This is a genomic window from Chitinophaga sancti, assembly GCF_034087045.1.
In the GTDB taxonomy this organism is placed as follows: domain Bacteria; phylum Bacteroidota; class Bacteroidia; order Chitinophagales; family Chitinophagaceae; genus Chitinophaga; species Chitinophaga sancti_B.
The window spans coordinates 992,272-1,006,214 of record NZ_CP139247.1; the positions used below are offsets into that span (position 1 = coordinate 992,272).

The 13,943-nt window shown below is 43.5% G+C and carries 10 protein-coding genes; 2 read left to right on the top strand and 8 right to left on the bottom strand.

The window, feature by feature from the left end:
• Positions 1–226: 226 nt before the first annotated feature.
• Positions 227–478, top strand: coding sequence for a hypothetical protein (locus tag SIO70_RS04115; RefSeq protein WP_143708839.1), 252 nt, complete (start codon positions 227–229; stop codon positions 476–478).
• A gap of 319 nt (positions 479–797) precedes the next feature.
• Here the strand turns inward: SIO70_RS04115 and SIO70_RS04120 are convergent, their stop codons facing one another.
• The 4 genes from SIO70_RS04120 to uvrB form a co-directional block, all read right to left on the bottom strand.
• A complete protein-coding gene (locus SIO70_RS04120; protein ID WP_320579677.1) occupies positions 798–1,463 on the bottom strand; it encodes a DUF2461 domain-containing protein in 666 nt (221 codons plus the stop codon).
• A 35-nt stretch (positions 1,464–1,498) separates the two neighbouring features.
• Positions 1,499–2,578, bottom strand: coding sequence for a porin (locus SIO70_RS04125; RefSeq protein ID WP_320579678.1), 1,080 nt, complete (start codon positions 2,576–2,578; stop codon positions 1,499–1,501).
• A gap of 255 nt (positions 2,579–2,833) precedes the next feature.
• Positions 2,834–4,216 carry an ammonium transporter gene (locus tag SIO70_RS04130; RefSeq protein WP_320579679.1) on the bottom strand — a complete coding sequence of 461 codons (1,383 nt, stop codon included), beginning with the start codon at positions 4,214–4,216 and terminating at the stop codon, positions 2,834–2,836.
• Positions 4,217–4,792: 576 nt separating this feature from the next.
• The gene (uvrB, locus tag SIO70_RS04135) at positions 4,793–6,847 is read right to left on the bottom strand and encodes an excinuclease ABC subunit UvrB (protein WP_320579680.1); all 2,055 of its coding nucleotides are present in this window, start codon (positions 6,845–6,847) and stop codon (positions 4,793–4,795) included.
• 218 nt (positions 6,848–7,065) lie between these two features.
• Here uvrB and SIO70_RS04140 point away from each other — a divergent pair, with 218 nt between their 5' ends.
• Positions 7,066–7,863 carry a S1/P1 nuclease gene (locus SIO70_RS04140; protein ID WP_320579682.1) on the top strand — a complete coding sequence of 266 codons (798 nt, stop codon included), beginning with the start codon at positions 7,066–7,068 and terminating at the stop codon, positions 7,861–7,863.
• 194 nt (positions 7,864–8,057) lie between these two features.
• Here SIO70_RS04140 and SIO70_RS04145 read toward each other — a convergent pair whose 3' ends face one another.
• The 4 genes from SIO70_RS04145 to SIO70_RS04160 form a co-directional block, all read right to left on the bottom strand.
• Positions 8,058–8,981 (bottom strand): PfkB family carbohydrate kinase, encoded by a 924-nt coding sequence (locus tag SIO70_RS04145; protein WP_320579684.1) that lies wholly within the window; start codon positions 8,979–8,981, stop codon positions 8,058–8,060.
• 55 nt (positions 8,982–9,036) lie between these two features.
• Positions 9,037–10,446 carry an MATE family efflux transporter gene (locus SIO70_RS04150; protein ID WP_320579686.1) on the bottom strand — a complete coding sequence of 470 codons (1,410 nt, stop codon included), beginning with the start codon at positions 10,444–10,446 and terminating at the stop codon, positions 9,037–9,039.
• A 405-nt stretch (positions 10,447–10,851) separates the two neighbouring features.
• On the bottom strand, positions 10,852–12,861 hold the full coding sequence (locus SIO70_RS04155) for an OmpA family protein (RefSeq protein ID WP_320579688.1): 2,010 nt from the start codon (positions 12,859–12,861) through the stop codon (positions 10,852–10,854).
• Between the two features lie 16 nt (positions 12,862–12,877).
• Positions 12,878–13,888, bottom strand: a complete 1,011-nt coding sequence (locus SIO70_RS04160) for a PorP/SprF family type IX secretion system membrane protein (RefSeq protein ID WP_320579690.1) — start codon at positions 13,886–13,888, stop codon at positions 12,878–12,880.
• Positions 13,889–13,943 lie beyond the last annotated feature (55 nt).

The following is a 13,943-nucleotide window of genomic DNA, read 5'->3' on the forward strand; positions in this document are numbered from 1 at the left end:
GACCTATCACTTGCTCTTTTTGTATCAATTAGTATTATTCTGATGAGAAATTTGTATCACTACAACAAAAATTACACAGAAGTAGTATTGATTAATGAAGGATAAAATTCAATTTTGGTACTAATAATCCTATGCCAACTTACTTCTGCCAAAAAAGTTCAAACTTAAAGAAAGTAAGGTGCTGACAGAACTAAAATTCACAAATCCGTAAACACCCTTAAGTCCTATGAAAACCAACGCCAATCGTGAGCTTTTATTGATGCACAAATTTACTGAGGAGTGGAGCAACAACTTTTCTTCACAGGTATCACGCATCATGAACATTGTGGATCAACACGATACACTGGATGGCATTATCCCAATCATTGAGGTAGCCAACGTGTATAACCAACGTTTTGCGCATACTAAAACAGACAAAGAAAACCTGTTGAAGAATCGCAAGGCAAGGCCATTTGAGTTCCTGATCCACAAAAACTAGCCAGCAAAGTATTCGTCCCGTATTTATCTGTTGGCCGTATTAACATGTGTATATGTCAGGTATACATATCCGGCAGATAGGACTACAGACGAGTCTATTTTGTGGTGGAGATTGTCTAAGAAATCGAAGAGTTTATTGTAGAAGAACGTTAATTGCCTGTGCCTCAAGTCTTGCACAGGGTTAGAATTTTTTGTCCTACTGAAGACGGTGTTGAAAACGGAAAAAGGGCTGACTAAAAAGCCTATAAAGAGTCATTGCACTACAAGTGCAGCAACCATAGCTTTTTAGTCAGCCCGGAGATTGGGTTAAGATGGAACCATTATTCCAGGTCCAGTGCCCGATCCATGAATTTTACAAAAGGCTGCATGACAGCAAAGATTTTCAGAATTTCTCTAACAAGTGCAGGCTGTAAGGCAGCATCGTCCGAGATGTGGTGCCATACTGTGAAGCTTTTTAGTTTCAGGTAAGCTATGGCCGGATTGTCCGGCTGGTATCCCTGCGGCGCAGTTTTGAGTGCTTCTCCCTCTATTTTACCAAAGTAGCGGATGAAATCCTTATTGGATATAATCTGCTGGAATTCCTCAAAATTGTAGTCTATTTCCTGTCTTACTTTCTTTAATACGGATGCTTCAGGCATCCAGAGGCCACCGCCTGCAAAGCTATTTCCACCTGGTTCCAGGTGGAAATAATAGCCCGGACGAGGTGTTTTGCGACCACCGGGAGCAAAGGCAGCGCCCATATTCGTCTTGTAAGGTGTCTTGTCTTTTGAGAACCTTACATCTTTGTAAATACGGAATGTACAGTCCTTTACCTGTAGTCCGATCAGTGCAGGATCCTGTTTGCACAGGCCATCCAGTATCTGCTGTACTACACTATCAAAGTCGGATTTGGCCTGTTGATAGTCCCCTTTATGGTCATCGAACCATGGCTTATTGTTATTCTTGCTCAGTGATTTCAAAAATTTCAACGTGGTGGGCTGTAACATGCATCAGAATTTGTACACAAAATATAAAATAGCTTTTAGAAATGGTACGTTGCAGCCACTAAAACGTTGGGAGAGGTGCTTACAGGCGCACCGTCGTGTTTGTTGAAAATGTCTACTGATGCTTTGTCGAGTCTGAATTCAGGGATAATAGTCAGGTTGCCGACTTTATAGTTCACAGATACCGTACCTGCCATTACATGACCACCGGTAGTACCAGCAAAGGTCTTAAGGCCATCGGCATCGTCAAAGTATTCCCCCCTTAACGTTACACCCAGTGTCTTGTTGAAATCAATGTTCATGTATAAAGCCGATCCCCACCATTTGGCAGTGTTATCTATTGCTTCTTTTTCACGCGTATTCTTGTAGGTGCTCACAGTACCATTGTAACCAAATCCGATTACATCACTCACACTATAGAGTGCCACGAAGTCTATTTGATGGTTCTGAATACCTGCAGTATCGCGGCCTTCCAGGTAGTTCAGGTAGAGTTTGAGTGGCGTAGTATTGGCACTATAACCAATCTGTGCACCGATATACTTACTATTCGACCAGGAAGCCGATTTGAAATCAGTAGGATTGAATACACCCAACATTGCCGTCAGGTGCTCATTGATAGTGATATCTGCCTTTACACCAGTATTGAAGAAAGGACCATTGCTGAACATATAACTCATACTGTAGTTCCTGTTCTGATAGGCATCTACAAGCTCATAGCCAACGTGTGTGGCAAAGCTACCCATGCTGATTTTCAGTTTATCCAGCACCTGGTAACTGAGGTAGAGCTGTTTTACGGCCATTTCCATACTTCCCTTATCAGCGGGATGATCATTGTATGAAAACTCCGCAGCTCTTCTGCCAAATCCAAGATCGGCTACGATGCTACCTTTCTGGAATGTATGCTCTGCCTTGAGTGAGAACATACCCAGTTCAAAACTATTATGTGAATTAGTGAAGCTTGTCTTATTGTCTGTGCTGTTACCGTTGAAATTATACTTGTAATAAACATCTGCTGATCCGGAAATATTCACTAATGGAGCTTTGGTAGAATCCACCGTTTGGGAATAGGCAAAAGAAATCTGGCTGACAGCGAAAGCTGTCAAAAAAAGTTTTTTCATGCAGTAAAATTTGGATGATAAAAGGAGTATGCTAAATCTACGTGGTGGCTGCTTCTAACGATAAGGGCCAATTAAGGCAATAAGAAAGAATAGCTAATAACTAACCTCGGGGGAAAGAAAATTTTTACACGAAACGAATAAGAAATTGGTTGATAAAATATCTGGTTGATAAAATGTTGCTATCTACAATTTCCCGTGTTAATTATTAGCTATTCTAAATGTTTTGGGTATATCAAACTCACTATATAATCTTCATTAGTCTACGATTGGCTCTTCCTTGAGTGTGCCATTGTCGTATACGCTCATCATGTTTGGATGATAGCTTTCGTTGTGCTGTGTAGCATCCAGGCCCAGAGCTTCTTCTTCTTCGCTTACACGGAGTGGGTGGAAAGCATCAATCAGTTTGAAGATCGCGAAGGATACAACGAAGCTGTATGCTACTACGATTGACAGACCGATGAACTGAGTTTTGAACAGGTCGAAGTTACCATAGAACCAACCATCTACAACGTTCACAGCTTTGGTAGCGAATATGCCTGTGAGCAGCATACCTACCATACCACCGATACCATGACAAGGGAATACATCCAGTGTATCGTCGATAGCAGTTTTAGATTTATAATGAACCATCATGTTGGAAATGATCGCAGCAATGAAGCCCATGAAAATACTCTGTGGGATACCTACAAAACCTGCAGCAGGTGTAATAGCTACCAGACCAACTACGGCACCGATACAGAAGCCCAGTGCAGAAGCTTTACGGCCACGAACCACATCGAAGAAGATCCAGGACAAACCAGCAGCAGCAGCAGCAGTGTTAGTAGTTGCGAAAGCAGATGTAGCCAGACCACCCGCTGATACAGCGGAACCGGCATTGAAACCGAACCAGCCAAACCACAGCAAACCAGTACCTAACAGTACGAATGGAATGTTTGCAGGTTGCAATTCTTTCTTTTCAATATGATCTTTACGGCGTTTCAGTACCAGGGCACCAGCAAGGGCAGCACAACCAGCAGAAATGTGTACCACTGTACCACCTGCAAAGTCGATTACACCGAGCTTGAAAAGGAAACCTTCCGGATGCCATGTCCAGTGTGCAATTGGACAATATATAAATAAGCAGAAGAGCACCATAAATAATACGTAAGATGTAAACCTGATCCTTTCAGCTGTAGCACCTACTACAAGAGCAGGCGTGATGATCGCAAATTTCAGCTGGAAAAGCGCGAACAACAGTAAAGGAATGGTAGGTGCACCAGCCCATGGCGCGCTGGAAGATACTCCCTTAAAGAAAAAGAAAGTAGAAGGATCACCGATAAAACCGTGGTAAGATTTACCAAATGACAAGCTGAAACCTACAGCTACCCATAATATACTGATCAGGCCCGTAGCTATGAAGCTCTGCATCATGGTTGAGATCACGTTTTTGCGGTTCACCATACCACCATAGAAAAATGACAAACCAGGTGTCATGAAAAATACCAGGCAGGTTGATACCAGAATCCATGCGATGTCACCATAATTGTATTTTCCCTCAGTATCTACAAAAAGTGGCTCATTCTTCATGAATAAACCAATTATTGCCACTAATCCCAGAATAATAAAGGGTAAATAGTCTTGAAATGATGTTTTCTTCATAGCAATGCAATTTTAAATTTCTTCAATAAAAGTATGGATAAATTTAAATTATCAAATAGAGAGGGTCAAAAATAGAAATCATCTTATAAATAGAGGCTAAAAAGGGTCAAATGCTAACTATATTATAATTAATAATAATATCAATAATGATTTTGGTCATTCTGTGAGTGGAAGAAATGATTATATCAAAATATAACTCATTGGTATTGAATATATTAATTAGTACTTAAGTAGGAATTAACAATTTTCTAACACAGGGCTTTTTAGTATTACTGCATTTTGAAGAAAAGGCTTACAATTCAATGTAAAACAATTATATAAGTATTAGTTAAATTTTGTTACGTTGATTGAATTTACTTAAAACATAATATCATATCTAATTAATTATAATATTAATATTACTACTTAATGGTTTCTCAGAGGAAGTGACTTTCGTTTTTAGACACAATTTTTGATCTTTTCTCTAGCCAAAACCATGAAAAAAAGGTTTTGCCGATGGCAAAACCTTTTTTTCATGAAAGGAGGTTGAAAAACTGAAGGTAAAATGCCTTCAATCTTTATATTAAAATAATTTAATTATGACTCTTTCATAGCATCCAGCTCACGTTGCAAAGCAAACATCTGGTCACGGAGTCTGGCAGCTTCCATAAAGTCCAGATCTCTCGCCGCCTTCTCCATATCCTTTTTGACTTTGGCGATTGACTTCTCCATTTGAGGAATGGTCCTGGAAGCGGCTACCTGCTTGGCGTAGTCCACAGCATTCTCTGCTACCAGGGTTACCTCATCATGTACGGCAATCGGCGAATTCTCATCGAAGTTCTTGATTTCCAATACAGATGTCTGCCCCATGATCTGCTCCCTGCTCTTCAGCACCGTTCTTGGGGTAATACCATGCAGTAGGTTGTATGCAATCTGCTTTTCCCGGCGACGGTTAGTTTCGTCGATGGTACGCTGCATACTGTCCGTAATCTTATCGGCATAGAAGATCACCAGCCCATCTACGTTACGGGCCGCCCTACCTGCTGTCTGGGTCAGAGAGCGCTCATCACGGAGAAAACCTTCCTTGTCCGCATCCAGGATGGCGACCAGCGTTACCTCTGGCAGGTCAAGCCCCTCACGGAGGAGGTTCACACCCACCAATACATTTATATTACCTAAGCGCAGATCACGAAGGATTTCTATTCTTTCCAGGGTATCCACTTCAGAGTGGATATACCTTGACTTAATATTAATACGCTGCAGGTACTTGTCCATTTCCTCCGCCATACGCTTGGTGAGGGTCGTGACCAATACTCGGCCGCCACTCTGTACACGCTTGTCTATTTCTTCCAAAAGATCATCTACCTGATTTATACTGGGCCTAATTTCAATAGGAGGCTCCAGTAGACCGGTAGGTCTCACTACCTGTTCTACCACCACACCTTCTGTCTGACGCAATTCATAATCACCAGGGGTCGCACTTACGAAAATGGCCTGGTTCACCAGGTTCTCAAATTCGAAGAAGTTCAGCGGGCGGTTGTCCAGTGCAGACGGGAGGCGGAAACCGAAATCAACAAGCGTGAGTTTACGGGAACGGTCGCCACCATACATACCGCCAATCTGAGGGATGGTTACGTGACTCTCGTCTATTACTAATAAGAAGTCTTTCGGGAAGTAATCCAGCAGACAGAATGGGCGGGTACCAGGCGTACGTCTGTCCAGAAAGCGGGAGTAGTTTTCAATACCGCTACAATAACCCAGTTCCCTGATCATTTCGAGGTCATAATTGACCCTCTCTGAGAGGCGCTGGGCTTCTATATGTTTTCCTTCTGCACGGAAGTAATCAACCTGTGCTTTCAGCTCATCCTGTATCTCGAAAATGATCTGTTGCATCATATCTTTTGGAGCGAGGTAAAGATTAGCGGGGAAGATGGCGGCGTTGTCCATGGTGCCGATCCTTTTCCCGTTCTGTACATCGAAGCTTTCGATCTCTTCCACCTCATCACCAAAGAAAGTAATCCTGTAGGCATAGTCTACGTATGGCAGATTGATGTCTACCGTATCACCTTTTACACGGAAATTACCCCGGTTAAAATCACCGGTAGTTCGGGTATACAAAGAATTCACAAGACCATGTAAAACGGTATTACGACTAATCGTCTGGCCTTTGTGTAGACGGATGATACCATTTTCATAATCGGTAGGATTACCCATACCGTATATGCAGGATACGCTCGCTACCACGATGATGTCTCTGCGACCGGAGAGCAGATTGGTAGTGGCTTTGAGGCGCAGCTTATCCAGCTCTTCGTTGATGGCGAGATCCTTTTCTATATAAGTATCACTAACCGGCATGTATGCTTCAGGCTGATAGTAGTCGTAATAAGACACAAAATATTCGACAGCATTGTCGGGGAAGAACTGGCGAAATTCTCCGTAGAGCTGAGCTACCAATGTTTTATTGTGGGTGAGCACGAGGGTAGGGCGCTGTACCTGTTGGATCACATTGGCGACGGTGAAGGTTTTTCCTGAACCTGTTACCCCTAGCAGGGTTTGGTAAGGAGCTCCATCCTGCACGCCTTCCACCAGTTGTTTGATTGCTCCCGGCTGATCGCCGGAGGGAGCGTAAGGTGAATGAATTTTAAATGGCATGCTCAAATTTACTAAGAAATGGTTAAACGATCGCTGCTGCCTTCGGCAGTAGCAAGATAGGGCCTGCAGCCAGCAACATGGAGGAATTGAGTCACTGGCTGGAAGTACGCAGATATGCTTTTGATAGTTGCTGATGAGAATTGGATGACTGGTCAGTAGTATCAATGAGAAGTCATTACCTTTACTTTTTAGTGACTTAACCAGCTCATTTATTTTTTATGCTTAAGAAGTTATACCTGCTTGGTCTGGGACTGATATTACCGCTCATACCACTATCTGTTTTTGCCTGGGGCGTGACAGGACACCGCATTGTTGCTGAGATTGCTTACAGACACCTTACACCCAAAGCGTTAAAAGCCGTTCAGGCCATTCTTGGAAAAGAAAGTATGGCGATGGTATCTACATGGCCGGATTACATCAAGAGCGATACGACTCACACTTATGATCATCGTTATACCTGGCACTTTGTTGATTTTCCTGCACATATAGATAAAGCAGGAATGGAAGCGGCTTTAAAGACAGTGAAGAAAGAGAATCTGTATGATGAGACAGAAGCATTGATCAGAGAATTGAAGTCCCGTAAAGGTACTAAAGAGGAACAGTGGCTGGCGATGACTTACCTGATACATATGATTGGAGATATGCATCAGCCTTTGCATGTGGGTCGTGATGAAGATCAGGGTGGTAATAAGATTCAGGTGATATGGTTTGGTAATCAGTCTAACTTACATAGAGTGTGGGATGAGCAGCTGATAGATTTTCAACAGCTGAGTTATACAGAATATACAGCGGCCCTGGATACGGCAGATGCAGGACAGATAAAGATGATGCAAAGTGGTAGTGTGAAGGATTGGTTGTATGAGTCTAATCAGATGGCGGATAAAATTTATGATAAGACGCCGGCAGGGGAGAAGTTGAGTTATAAGTATAATTATCTTTTTGTGAAGGATCTGAATAGCCAGTTGTTGAAAGGAGGGTTAAGACTGGCAGCTATCTTAAACGAAATTTATAAATAGCAAAAAATAGGGGGCATCGCATAAATAAATGGAACTCCTGAGAATTACATAATATGGAATCTGGCTCCATCAGGTATCCGAATGAAAAGAGGGTGTATCTATTTTGTGATACACCCTCTTTTTTTTGGCTGGGGCTGCGGCAGGCTTTTAGTTGAAAACGATCGCAGCAGCTTATGCCTGAAACAATTATTTAACTATACTAAATCAATATCGAAATTCACTAACTCTACAAACTGATCCAGTCTCGCTGAAATATCTTCCTGCGTAATTGTCTTCAAACGATCCGCACCAAACTTCTCCACACAGAAAGAAGCCATTGCAGAACCAACAATAATAGCAGTCTTCATATTTTCAAAAGAGATATCTTTTGTTCTTGCTAAGTGGCCAATGAAACCACCTGCAAATGTATCGCCGGCACCGGTTGGATCGTATACATCTTCCAATGGTAATGCTGGTGCAAAGAATACATGGTTCTCATGGAACAACAGCGCACCATGCTCACCCTTCTTGATAATCAGGTAACGGGGACCCATTGTCAGGATCTTACGCGCCGCTTTAACCAATGAATATTCACCAGACAGCTGACGAGCTTCTCCATCATTTACCAGCAGCACATCTACTTCTTTCAGTACTTTTTTCAGATCATCCAGCGCCACTTCCATCCAGAAGTTCATTGTATCCATTACGATCAACTTAGGTCTGGTCTTCATTTGCCTGATCACAGACATCTGTACCTGTGGTGTAAGGTTACCTAATATCAGGAACTCACCACCCTGGAAGCTATCTGGAATCACAGGGCTGAACTCAGCCAGTACATTCAACTCAGTGATCAGGGTATCGCGGGTATTCATATCCATATGATACTTACCGGACCAGTAGAATGATTTCTCATCCTTCTTTACCTGAACACCTTCCAGTGCTACGCCCTTGGCCTTCAGGGATTCCAGTTCTGCTTCAGGAAAATCCCCGCCTATTACAGATACCTGGTTAATAGGTTGTACGAAATTGGATGCAGCCCATGCAATATAGGTAGCGGAACCACCTACTATTCTTCCCGACTTTCCAAATGGGGTTTCTATATCGTCAAATGCCATAGTGCCTACAACTGTGAGCGACATGTGTTAATCGTTTTAAATGAGTTTAGTTAGATATTTTGAACACGCGCAAAGGTAATTAAACTTTTACCCGCTTCCACCATCCTTTTCTGAATATGATGATTGATGCTATGGCCATCACGGATTCTGCGGCTGCTATAGCCGTGAAAACCCCGGTAGGCCCCCAGTCCAGATATACTGACAATACCCAAGCCAGCGGCATCTGCAACATCCAGAAACCAAATATATTGATGATAGTAGGAGTGCGGGTATCGCCGGCTCCATTAAATGCCTGCGACAATACCATGCCATAAGCATAAAAGATATAACCCAGACTTACTACCTGCAATGTCTGTGCACCATAAGCCACCACCGCAGCTTCCTTCGTGAACAACAGGATGATGGGCTTCGCTGCCAGTATGAAGAAGAGCGATACACCACCCAAAAAGACCATATTGAAAAATGCCGCTCTCCACACAGAACGTTCTGCCCTGTCAGGCTGTCCTGCACCGAGGTTCTGACCCACCAGTGCTGCCGCCGCATTGGCCATGCCACTAGCTGGCAACAGTGTGAATATTACCACTCTGATCGCTACAGTATACCCTGCCACTGCCTCTTCCCCAAAGCGCGCAATCAGGCGTACAAGGAAGATCCAGCTGGTCGTATTAATGAGCAACTGGGCTGTGCTACCCATGGCAATCTTCAACAACCTGCCGATCAAAGGGAAATCAGGCTTTAAATGATGCGCAGATATTTTTATCAATCCTTTGCCACCAATAAGATTATACAGTTGATACACTACGCCCACACCACGGCCTATGCAAATGGCCAGTGCTGCACCCATCAATCCCATGGCAGGTATTGGGCCCAAACCATTGATGAATAAAGGACATAAAATGATGTTCACAATATTCGCGATCCAGAGAGAACGCATTGCCATAGCGGCATCGCCCACACCTCTGAATATACCATTGATGAGGAACAACAATACGATCACCAGGTTGCTACCCATGATCATACGGGTATAGATATTCCCATGCTCTACCACCTCAGCAGGAGCCCCCATCAGCGTAAGCAGATCGCGGGCAAATACGACACCCAATATGCTGATCAGCACCGAAAATCCCACAGCGATATACAATGACTGCACCGCACTATGCGCTGCCGCATCCGGATCCTTTTCACCTGTGCGCCGCGCCACCACTGCCGTGGCCGCCATACTCATCCCGAACGCAATGGTGTATACCAGCGTCAATATAGATTCAGTTAATCCTACTGTTGTGATAGCATGGGTACCCAGCTTGCTCACAAAAAATATATCTACTACTGCCAATAATGATTCCATCACCATTTCCAGTATCATGGGTACCGATAATAAAAAGATGGCCCGGTTAATACTACCGGTCGTAAACTCAGTCTCTGTGCCGGATACTGCCGATATAAATAACCGGAATATCCTGCGCAGACGATTGTCAGCTACCTGCTGCATTGTCAAATTGTTATAGAAGTTAGCAATGAAAGTTGGTACGGCTGTACCACAAATTTGGAGGTCGAAAGAAGGATCACGGACGTACCGGATCGGGAATTACATTTTCATAGTTCGTCGATTGAAGGTTACTAAGATAGTTTTTTTCTCTTAAAGCTGGCTGGAAGAATAAATACAAGATAATCTTATGGCATTGTAACTTTTTACCCCCTTACCCGTTTTATGAAAACTAGCGAACCCCATTTAACCTATATTTTTTATGCTAGCCCTGACATCAATATACGGGAATCATGCTTTACACTTCATAAAAAAATAATGGCCGGTCTTACAACCGGCCATTATTATGATGGTCCTCTTATCGATAGGATATGGCTCCCACCTTGTGGCGGGTTTAACCTTCTTTATAGACTATTGCGATAACTGGGTTACGCGCAACACCTTGAACTCTGTTCTTCTGTTCAGCTGTCTTCCCTCCGGATTATCCTTACCATTAGGCAGGGTATTCGGTGCAATCGGCCTGGTTTTACCATAACCTTTCGCAATCATACGGGATGATGGGATGCCTCTGCTGATCAGGTAATCAACACAGGATTGTGCCCGGCGCTGAGATAATTTTATGTTATAATCATCCTTACCCTTACCATCTGTGTGAGCGCTCATTTCGATGATAATATTAGGATTATCCAGCATAATAGAAACTACTGTATCAAGTACAATCAGTGATTGCGGACGGAGGGTTGCTTTGTCAAAGTCGTAATAGATATCTTTCAGGATAATTGGCTTACCTATTTCATAATGTTTCAGACAGATGGTAGGGCTCTCCATGGAATCCACTTTCTCCAGCTGGTCTGTATTGACAAAGATCGCTTTGGAGAAGTAATTTTCTTTCTCCGCCATGATCTTATAATTCATTTTAGGTTCTACTTCAAAACGGTAACGGCCAGTTTCATCCAGTGTTACCTGTTGTAGTACTTTTTGCTGAATGGTATCAATCAGGGTGATCTTTGCACCAGATAATGGCAGGTTGTTATCACAATCCATGACCATACCATGTATTGACTTTGAAATCCTCTTTATGTTGAACAATTCCAGGCAACATACGGATTCTCTGTCAGAGCTGATGTAGCCACCATTCATAGGGTGTGACCAGTCAGACGTTGCGTAATAGATATCATCTTTGGGAGAGTTCAGTGGTGCACCTAAGTTTTTAGGAACTGCCCAACTGCTGAAATCCCCCTCGCTGGAATAGAAATCCAGTCCACCCAGCCCCACACGGCCATCGGAACTAAAGATCAGCATATGCCTGTCGCCATCATAAAATGGTGCCTGTTCTTCATCGCGGGTATTGATACCAGTACCCATGTTTCTGGCAGCACCCGGGTTACTTTTATCCAGCATGCTATACCACAGGTCATTCTTACCCATACCACCGGGTCTGTTGGAAGCAAACAACAGGTACTTCCCATCCGCAGTTACAAATGGCTGCATAGAGCTATAGCCATCTACGTTTACGTTTGGACCTAATGCCTTTGGCTCTGACCATGTGCTGCCGCTACGGGTACTTGAATAAATAGCAGCTGCTTTTACCCCGTTTTTATTTGTCCAGCGGGTCAGGTAAATGGTATTTCCATCAGGCGAGATCGCAGCTACACCCTGATCTATACCCTTTACTTCAGGTATGGCCAGGGGGCGGCTATTGCTGAAGGAGGCATCCTTTCCATCGGCCTGAAATAAGGTGTTGATATAAGGATTTTCTTTTTTCTTTTTTTCCAGTATTGTCGTATCAGGGCGGGAAGAAGTATACAGCAGCACATTTTTCCCCAGCAGGGCAGGAGCGTAGTTAGCACCTCCTACGTTTACATCGCCATTCAGTTTTGTAATGATGTAACCTGGTGTACGGCTGGCTTCAGAGATCGCAAATTCGCAGCTGGCAGTTTCCAGCGCTACCCGCGCACTTATCTCATCTACCTTGGTATACTTGTCCTTAAACTGTTTGAATTGTTCAATAGCTTCTGGATACTTACCATTTGCACGCAAACATACGCCATACCAGAAGCGGGCCAGTGGAAACAATTCATTGTTGTTATAGCTCACTACCTCTTCATAATACTTCTCTGCATTCCCAAAATCGTTATACATGCGGTAAGACTCTGCCAATCTATACTTCACAGTTTCATAATCTTTGATCTTACCTATATCTTTTCCTTTTTTGCCAGCCTGGTAGGGCAGCACTTCATTCGCATTTATCTTGAATGTACCCAGTGCTCTGTTGTAATACTGCGCAGCAGAATAATAGTCTTTGGCTTCGTAATACACATCGCCTGTCCGCTTATAATCGTAAACGTACTGTGCCTTTAGAGAGTGAACCGAAAATAAGCAGCAAACGATGGCCAGCCAATAGTGTGCAATTTTTTTCATCCGTTATTTTTTTGTTTTACAACCGTGGGCATATGAAGTATTCCTCTCCATACACTTTCTTTTTGCGGCTGATGAAAGACAGGGAGATTTCGAAACTGTTGCTGCCATTTACCAGTCTTCTCAGATTGGAGGCGTTTACATCATAACTGAGGCCCAGTACAAAATTCCTGAAGTGAAATCCGGCAAATGGAATAGCAGAATCATTCCAGCGGTAGTTACCACCTATGAGAAAATCGAAGTCTTCATTTACCAGTACGGATCCATACACACCTGCTACTATTTCTTCGGCATTACCCTGTCGCAGGTACATACCATTTGGGGTAAGGCTAAACACATCATTTATCTTGATACGGCTACCACCATGTGCGAGGTAGCGAACCGGCAGCTTCCTGTTAGCTCCTGTCACGAAAGGATCTACCGGCTGTGTAAGATGGCCCGCAGACACTCCTACAAATGGGTTAAACTGATGACTTGGATTACCATCAAAGAACATCGCACCAGCTGCTGCATCAAATACATTTGAGGAAGTAGTATTGATATTCTCTCCACTGACTTTGGAAGGGTCGAATCCAATTACAGGATCGTACTGGCTACCCAACTGCCATTTAGATGGATCAATACGGCGGTTGATCATACCTGCCTGCACACCGAATACCAGCTGGCTGGTACCAGTAGCGCCGAAACGTACGCCCCTGTAGGAGAAGCTGGCCATACCATTGAAGTAATTGTAACCGGCATCACCTGCCTTCATATTCGTCACATTGATACCAATCCCTACATTGTTCGCAGCTGCTGCATCAAATGAGAAGCCCATAGTAGAGAAAGGTTGCCCAATATTCACCCATTGGTTACGGTAATTGGCGCTGGCTCTGTAGTCGCCGTCGATCACACCTGTCAACGCAGGGTTGAGCCACAACGGATAGGCATAGTACTGAGAAAAATGGGGGTCAACCTGTGCCCTGGATATTCCCGGCAGGAAAGCTGCAGCCGCCATTAATGCAATAGCAAGTATATTCTTATTCTTCATCGGAAGAGGTTTATCGTTTGATATTAATAACCGGGATAGCGTCTGTCACTATCCC

Bases quoted from the DNA above. Each gene is read 5' to 3' on its own strand.
- SIO70_RS04115 (WP_143708839.1), top strand. From the start codon at position 227: ATGAAAACCAACGCCAATCGTGAGCTTTTATTGATGCACAAATTTACT.
- SIO70_RS04125 (WP_320579678.1), bottom strand. From the start codon at position 2,578: ATGAAAAAACTTTTTTTGACAGCTTTCGCTGTCAGCCAGATTTCTTTT.
- SIO70_RS04130 (WP_320579679.1), bottom strand. From the start codon at position 4,216: ATGAAGAAAACATCATTTCAAGACTATTTACCCTTTATTATTCTGGGA.
- SIO70_RS04150 (WP_320579686.1), bottom strand. From the start codon at position 10,446: ATGCAGCAGGTAGCTGACAATCGTCTGCGCAGGATATTCCGGTTATTT.
- SIO70_RS04155 (WP_320579688.1), bottom strand. From the start codon at position 12,861: ATGAAAAAAATTGCACACTATTGGCTGGCCATCGTTTGCTGCTTATTT.
- uvrB (WP_320579680.1), bottom strand. From the start codon at position 6,847: ATGCCATTTAAAATTCATTCACCTTACGCTCCCTCCGGCGATCAGCCG.
- SIO70_RS04160 (WP_320579690.1), bottom strand. From the start codon at position 13,888: ATGAAGAATAAGAATATACTTGCTATTGCATTAATGGCGGCTGCAGCT.
- SIO70_RS04120 (WP_320579677.1), bottom strand. From the start codon at position 1,463: ATGTTACAGCCCACCACGTTGAAATTTTTGAAATCACTGAGCAAGAAT.
- SIO70_RS04145 (WP_320579684.1), bottom strand. From the start codon at position 8,981: ATGTCGCTCACAGTTGTAGGCACTATGGCATTTGACGATATAGAAACC.
- SIO70_RS04140 (WP_320579682.1), top strand. From the start codon at position 7,066: ATGCTTAAGAAGTTATACCTGCTTGGTCTGGGACTGATATTACCGCTC.